The organism is Streptomyces sp. NPDC047072 (assembly GCF_040643855.1).
In the GTDB taxonomy this organism is placed as follows: Bacteria; Actinomycetota; Actinomycetes; order Streptomycetales; family Streptomycetaceae; genus Streptomyces.
On record NZ_JBEYVC010000305.1, the window covers coordinates 1 to 6,684 of the forward strand.

The 6,684-nt window shown below is 70.2% G+C and carries 5 protein-coding genes; 2 read left to right on the forward strand and 3 right to left on the reverse strand.

The genetic code is table 11. The features are described from left to right. Positions 1 to 1,366 (reverse strand): aldehyde dehydrogenase family protein (locus tag ABZ896_RS51555; RefSeq protein ID WP_360946089.1); only part of this gene is annotated, 1,366 nt, incomplete at its 3' end. A gap of 6 nt (positions 1,367 to 1,372) precedes the next feature. After that, positions 1,373 to 2,332, reverse strand: a complete 960-nt coding sequence (deoC, locus tag ABZ896_RS51560; RefSeq protein ID WP_360946098.1) for a deoxyribose-phosphate aldolase — start codon at positions 2,330 to 2,332, stop codon at positions 1,373 to 1,375. A gap of 100 nt (positions 2,333 to 2,432) precedes the next feature. Between deoC and ABZ896_RS51565 the strand changes: the two genes are divergently transcribed. Next, the gene (locus ABZ896_RS51565) at positions 2,433 to 3,080 is read left to right on the forward strand and encodes a PH domain-containing protein (protein ID WP_360946092.1); all 648 of its coding nucleotides are present in this window, start codon (positions 2,433 to 2,435) and stop codon (positions 3,078 to 3,080) included. Between the two features lie 151 nt (positions 3,081 to 3,231). After that, entirely contained in the window at positions 3,232 to 4,788 is a 1,557-nt protein-coding gene (locus tag ABZ896_RS51570; protein WP_360946101.1) for a metallophosphoesterase family protein, read from the forward strand. A 92-nt stretch (positions 4,789 to 4,880) separates the two neighbouring features. Here ABZ896_RS51570 and ABZ896_RS51575 read toward each other — a convergent pair whose 3' ends face one another. Next, positions 4,881 to 6,512, reverse strand: a complete 1,632-nt coding sequence (locus tag ABZ896_RS51575; protein WP_360946095.1) for a phospho-sugar mutase — start codon at positions 6,510 to 6,512, stop codon at positions 4,881 to 4,883. Between the last annotated feature and the right edge of the window lie 172 nt (positions 6,513 to 6,684).

Sequence of the window (6,684 nt, forward strand, 5' to 3'; positions counted from 1 at the left end):
AACCGCCGAACGGCGACGTCGGGTCGAACTTGTTGAACGTGTTGGACCAGACGACCCCGGCCCGGAGCTTGTTCGCGACCGCCAGGATCCGCGAGCCCTTCTCCGTCCAGATGCCCGCCGACAGGCCGTACTGCGTGTTGTTCGCCTTGGCGACCGCCTCGTCGGGCGTACGGAAGGTAAGGACCGAGAGGACCGGGCCGAAGATCTCGTCCCGCGCGATGGTGTGCGCCTGGGTGACGTTCGTGAAGAGCGTCGGGGCGAACCAGTAGCCGGAGGAGGGGAGTTCGCACTCCGGGGACCAGGGCTCGGCGCCCTCCGCGGACCCCTTCTCGACCAGCGAGGTGATCCGCGCGAGCTGCTCGGCGGAGTTGATCGCGCCGATGTCGGTGTTCTTGTCGAGCGGGTCGCCGAGGCGGAGGGTGGACAGGCGGCGCTTGAGGGAGTCCAGCAGCTCGTCCTGGATCGACTCCTGGACCAGGAGGCGGCTGCCCGCGCAGCAGACCTGGCCCTGGTTGAAGAAGATGCCGTTGACGATGCCTTCCACGGCCTGGTCGATCGGGGCGTCGTCGAAGACGATGTTGGCGCCCTTGCCGCCCAGTTCGAGGGTGAGCTTCTTCCTCGAACCGGCCACCGTCCGCGCGATCTCCTTGCCGACCGCTGTGGAGCCGGTGAAGGCCACCTTGTTGACGTCCGGGTGCGCGACGAGCGCGGCGCCCGTGTCGCCGTAACCGGGAAGGATGTTGACGACGCCCTTGGGCAGGCCCGCCTGGCGGCAGATGTCCGCGAAGAAGAGAGCGCTCAACGGCGTCGTCTCGGCGGGCTTCAGCACCACTGTGTTGCCGGTCGCCAGCGCCGGGGCGATCTTCCACGCCAGCATCAGGAGCGGGAAGTTCCACGGGATGACCTGGCCGGCCACGCCGAGGGGCTTCGGCGCCGGATCGAAGCCCGCGTGCTCCAGCTTGTCCGCCCAGCCCGCGTAGTAGAAGAAGTGGGCGGCGACCAGGGGGAGGTCGGCGTCGCGGGTCTCCTTGATCGGCTTGCCGTTGTCCAAGGTCTCCAGGACGGCCAGCTCGCGCGAGCGCTCCTGGATGATCCGGGCGATGCGGAACAGGTACTTGGCGCGCTCGGAGCCGGGCAGCGCCGACCACTTCTCGAACGCCTTGCGGGCGGCCGCCACCGCGCGGTCCACGTCCGCCTCGCCCGCCTGGGCGATCTCGGACAGGACCTCCTCGGTGGACGGCGAGACGGTCTTGAAGACCTTGCCGTCGGCCGCCTCGGTGAACTCGCCGTCGATGAACAGGCCGTAGGAGGGGGCGATGTCGACGACGGAGCGGGACTCGGGTGCGGGTGCGTACTCAAAAACCATGATCGATCAGTCCACCGTCACGTAGTCGGGGCCGGAGTAACGGCCCGTGGCCAGCTTCTGGCGCTGCATCAGCAGGTCGTTCAGGAGCGAGGAGGCGCCGAAGCGGAACCAGTGGTTGTCCAGCCAGTCCTCGCCCGCCGTCTCGTTGACCAGGACGAGAAACTTGATCGCGTCCTTGGACGTGCGGATCCCGCCCGCCGGCTTCACGCCCACCTGTACCCCGGTCTGCGCCCGGAAGTCGCGCACCGCCTCCAGCATCAGCAGGGTGTTCGCCGGGGTGGCGTTGACGGCGACCTTGCCGGTGGACGTCTTGATGAAGTCCGCGCCCGCCAGCATGCCGAGCCAGCTCGCGCGGCGGATGTTGTCGTACGTCGACAACTCGCCGGTCTCGAAGATGACCTTGAGACGGGCGGACGTCCCGCAGGACTCCTTCACGGCGACGATCTCGTCGTACACCTTCAGGTAGTGGCCCGCGAGGAACGCGCCGCGGTCGATGACCATGTCGATCTCGTCCGCGCCCGCCGCCACGGCGTCGCGTACGTCGGCCAGCTTCACGTCCAGGGCGGCGCGGCCCGCCGGGAAGGCGGTGGCGACCGAGGCGACCTTCACGCCGGAACCGGCGACGGCCTCCTTGGCGGTGGCCACCATGTCGGGGTAGACGCAGACGGCCGCGGTCGCGGGGGTCGTCCGGTCGGTCGGGTCGGGGCGGACCGCCTTGGCGCCGAGGGCCCGGACCTTGCCCGGGGTGTCCGCGCCTTCCAGCGTCGTCAGGTCGACCATCGAAATGGCCAGGTCGATGGCGTACGCCTTCGCGGTCGTCTTGATCGAACGGGTGCCGAGCGAGGCGGCGCGCGCCTCCAGACCGACCGCGTCCACACCGGGCAGCCCGTGCAGGAACCGGCGCAGAGCGCTGTCGGACGAGGTCACGTCCGTGAGCGGGTGTGCGGAAGAAACAGTGGTGGGCATGGTCACCAGACGAGCATATCTACGCGCGTAGCAGCTTGTACAGGGTCTCACCGGACCCGCCCGCGAACCGGCCGCCCCCCTGCCGCTTAGGATCGGCCCCATGACCGACCGCATCTACCGCTCGCCCATGGCGCTGCTCGCCGGCGTCCTCCTGCTCGCCCTCACCGGCTGGCTCGGCATCGACGCGGTCGTCTCCGGCACCGGCGACACTCCCTGGCTCGCGCTCGCCGCGATGATCCTCCTCGTCCCCCTGGTGGCCGCCTTCACCCTGCGCCCGGCCGTCTTCGCCAACGATGACCGGCTGCGGATCCGCAACCCCTTCCGGGTGATCGTCGTGCCCTGGGGCGAGGTCGAGACCCTGCGCTCCGGCTACTCGAACGAGGTGCTCGCCAAGTCCGGCACGAAGTACCAGCTGTGGTCGATCCCCGTCTCCCTGCGCGGCCGCAAGAAGGCCGCCCGGCAGACGGCCCGGCAGCAGTCCGAGAAGGCCGGCGGACGGCCCTCCAGGGGGCTCGGGATGTTCGGCGGGGGGATGGTCACCGACGGGTTCGGCGGGCGGACGCCGGTCCCGGAGGGGCCCGCGCGGGCCGAGGCCGACAAGATCATGGACGAGCTGCGGCAGCTGCTGGAGAGCCGCGCGAAGGCCGAGGGCTCGCAGGGCGAGGTCACCGTGCGGTGGGCCTGGGAGATCGTGGGGCCGGCGGTGGCCGGAGCGGTGCTGCTGGGGATCCTGCTGCTGGTGCTCTGACGCGCCGTACGGCGATCGCGTCAACCATCTCCAGGTCACCCGATGGGATGGTCCGGACCGGTCCATGGGGCAACGAAAAGGTTTAGTCCAGTCGGTATTCATCGGCCGCTGCCAGCCTCCGCCCATGAACGCACCCTTGAACACCCCGCGCATGGGCGTCCCGGCCCGGCTCGCGGACGCGATGAGCATGCCGGAACGGCACGAGTACCTCCGGCGGTCCCTGTCCCGGCGTGGTCTCCTCGCCGCCACCGCGGTGGCCGGCGCGGCCGGCCTCTCCGCCGCCGGTACGGCCAGAGCCGCGACCCCCGACCTGATCACCCGCTCGGCCACCGAGCACGTCGACGGCGCGCTCGTGGCGCCGTTCGGCCGCCACCTCGCCTACGGCGCCGACCCGCGCACCCAGATGCGGGTCTCCTGGCAGGTGCCGCTCCCCGTCCGCGGCCCCTTCCTGCGCATCGGGCTCAGCCCGCTCGACCTCGGCCACAAGGTCGCCGCCGAGGTCCGCGACCTGTTCACCCCGGCCGGCGTCGGCAAGAGCGCCGACATCGACCAGTACTACGTGCACGCGGCCCTGGACAACCTCCGGCCCGGCACGACGTACTACTACGGCGTCGGCCACGACGGCTTCGACCCCGCCCACCCGGGCGCCGCGCACACCGTCTACTCCTTCACCACCGCGCCGGCCGTCGCCCGCCCCTTCACCTTCACCGCGTTCGGCGACCAGAACCCCAGCTACACCTCCATCGGCCTCAACGCGATGGTCCAGGCCCAGAACCCGGCCTTCCACCTGCACGCCGGCGACATCTGCTACGCCGAGGAGACCGGGCACGGCCTGCCCGCCGACAGCAGCAACTACGACGCCCGGCAGTGGGACCAGTTCCTCGCCCAGATCGAGCCCATGGCGAGCCGGGTGCCGTGGATGGTGGCGTTCGGCAACCACGACATGGAGGCCTGGTACTCGCCCAACGGCTACGGCGGCAACGAGGCCCGCTTCACGCTCCCGGCCAACGGGTTCGATCCGGAGAAGGCGCCGGGTGTGTACTCGTTCGTGCACGGCAACGTGGCGGTCGTCTCGGTCGACGCGAACGACGTGTCGTACGAGATACCCGCGAACCGCGGCTATACGGCGGGCAAGCAGACCGCGTGGCTGGACCGGGAGCTGGGGCGGTTGCGGCGGACGGCGGGGGTGGATTTCGTCGTGGTCTTCCATCACCACTGCGCCTTCTCGACCACCAGCTCGCACGCCTCCGAGGGCGGGGTGCGGGAGCAGTGGGTGCCGTTGTACGAGAAGCACCAGGTCGATCTCGTCGTCAACGGGCACAACCACGTGTACGAGCGGACGGACCCGGTGGTGGCGGACAAGCCGGTGCGGGAGCTGGCCATCGGCGGTACGCATGAGCCCGCGCGCGGGGGTGTCGTCTATGTGACCGCCGGTGCGGGCGGTGAGAGCGTCTACAGCTTCCCCGTGGCCGACAGCTACGAGGGGAACGAGGACGAGGTCGGGGCCGTGCCGACGTACTACACCGGGGCGGGCGGCAAGGTCACCGAGAGCGTGGACTGGTCGCGGGTGCGGTACACCGGGTACTCGTTCATCCGGGTCGACGTGAAGCCGGCGCACCGGGGTGGGACGGCGACGCTGACGGTGCGGGCGTTGGCCGCGACGGGGGCGGAGGTGGACCGTTTTACTGTCGCGCGCAAGGCGGGTTGAGCGGGTTCCGGGTTCTGAACGGGTTCCGTGCTCCGAGCGGTTGAGGGGCGTCCCCGGCGGTCGTGGTTCCGGCCGGGGCGTCTCTCGGTGGTTCAGATGCCGGCCGCCGTCGACAGGTCCCGCTTGATCGCCGTCAGCAGGTCGGTCGCTGTGGTGTGGGCCGTGGGCAGGTCGGCGTGCGTCTCGACCGGGACCACTACCTCCAGGTAGCACTTCAGCTTCGGTTCCGTGCCGCTCGGGCGGACGATCACCCGCGCGCCGTCCAGGGTGTAGCGCAGGCCGTCGGTGGGGGGCAGTTTCTCGGTGCCCTGGGTGAGGTCCTCCGCCTTGGTGATGGTGAGGCCGGCGAGCTGTGTCGGGGGCTGTTCGCGGAGCCTGTGCATGGCCGCCGCGATGACCGACAGGTCCTCCACGCGGACCGAGAGCTGGTCGGTGGCGTGCAGGCCGTGTTCCACGGCGAGGTCGTCCAGGAGGTCCAGGAGCGTGCGGTTCTGCTCCTTGAGGACCGACGCGAGTTCCGTGATCAGCAGCGCCGCGGTGATGCCGTCCTTGTCGCGGACGCCCTCCGGGTCCACGCAGTAGCCGAGGGCCTCCTCATAGCCGTAGCGCAGGCCGTCGACGCGGGCGATCCACTTGAAGCCGGTGAGGGTCTCCTCGTACGGGAGTCCCGCCTTCTCGGCGATGCGGCCGAGGAGGGAGGAGGAGACGATCGACTCGGCGAACGTGCCGTGCGCTCCGCGGGTCACCAGGTGGGCGGCGAGGAGGGCGCCCACCTCGTCGCCTCGCAGCATGCGCCAGTTCTCTTGGTCCTTTACCGCTACCGCGCACCGGTCCGCGTCCGGGTCGTTAGCGATGATCAGGTCCGGGGTCGTCTCGCGGGCCTTCGCGAAGGCGAGGTCCATCGCGCCGGGCTCTTCCGGGTTGGGGAAGGCGACGGTGGGGAAGTCCGGGTCGGGGTCGGCCTGTTCCTCGACGAGGACGGGTTCCGGGAAGCCCGCTCGGTCGAAGGCGGCGAGGAGGGTGTCCTTGCCGACGCCGTGCATCGCCGTGTAGACCGTGCGGGCGGTGCGGGGGGAGTCCTGCGCGAGTACGGCGTCCGTGCGGGCCAGGTAGGCGTTCAGGACGCTGTCGTCGAGGGTTTCCCAGCCGGTGTCCGGGCGGGGGACGTCGTTCAGGCTGGTGATCGCGGCGATCTCGGCTGCGATCTCCGCGTCTGCCGGGGGGACGATCTGGGAGCCATCGCCGAGGTAGACCTTGTAGCCGTTGTCGCGGGGTGGGTTGTGGCTGGCGGTGACCTCTACGCCGGCTACTGCGCCCAGGTGCCTTATCGCGTACGCGAGGACGGGGGTGGGGAGGGGGTGGGGGAGGAGTGCGGCTCTGAGGCCGGCGCCGGTCATCACCGCGGCGGTGTCTCGGGCGAAGTCCTGTGATTTGTGGCGGGCGTCGTAGCCGATGACTACCAGGCCGCCGTGGTGGTTTTTTGCGTTGAGGTAGGCGGCGAGGCCGGCTGCGGCGCGGATGACGACTGTGCGGTTCATGCGCATGGGGCCGGCGCCTAGTTCGCCTCTCAGGCCTGCTGTGCCGAACTGGAGGGTGCCGGTGAAGCGGGCTTCTAGTTCGGCGTGGTTGCCTTGCTCGATCAGCTTGGCGAGTTCGGTGCGGGTGTCCGGGTCGGGGTCCTCGGTGAGCCACGTTTTCGCCCGGGCGATGAGGTCGTCTTGCACGGTCGGTCCTTTGCGTCTGCGGGTTCGGTGGGGGCGGGCGTTTTGCGCCCACGCGGCGGAGCCGCATATCGACACAGCCCCGCGCCCCTGAAAAGCGCGCCTACGGTTCGGTGGTGGGTCGGGGCCGGGGGCGGGGGGTATCCGTCCTCGGTCCGGCGGTTCTCTCTTTTAC

Excerpts from the sequence above, each read along its gene's own strand:
- deoC (WP_360946098.1), bottom strand. The coding sequence starts at position 2,332 with ATGCCCACCACTGTTTCTTCCGCACACCCGCTCACGGACGTGACCTCG.
- ABZ896_RS51570 (WP_360946101.1), top strand. The coding sequence starts at position 3,232 with ATGGGCGTCCCGGCCCGGCTCGCGGACGCGATGAGCATGCCGGAACGG.
- ABZ896_RS51565 (WP_360946092.1), top strand. The coding sequence starts at position 2,433 with ATGACCGACCGCATCTACCGCTCGCCCATGGCGCTGCTCGCCGGCGTC.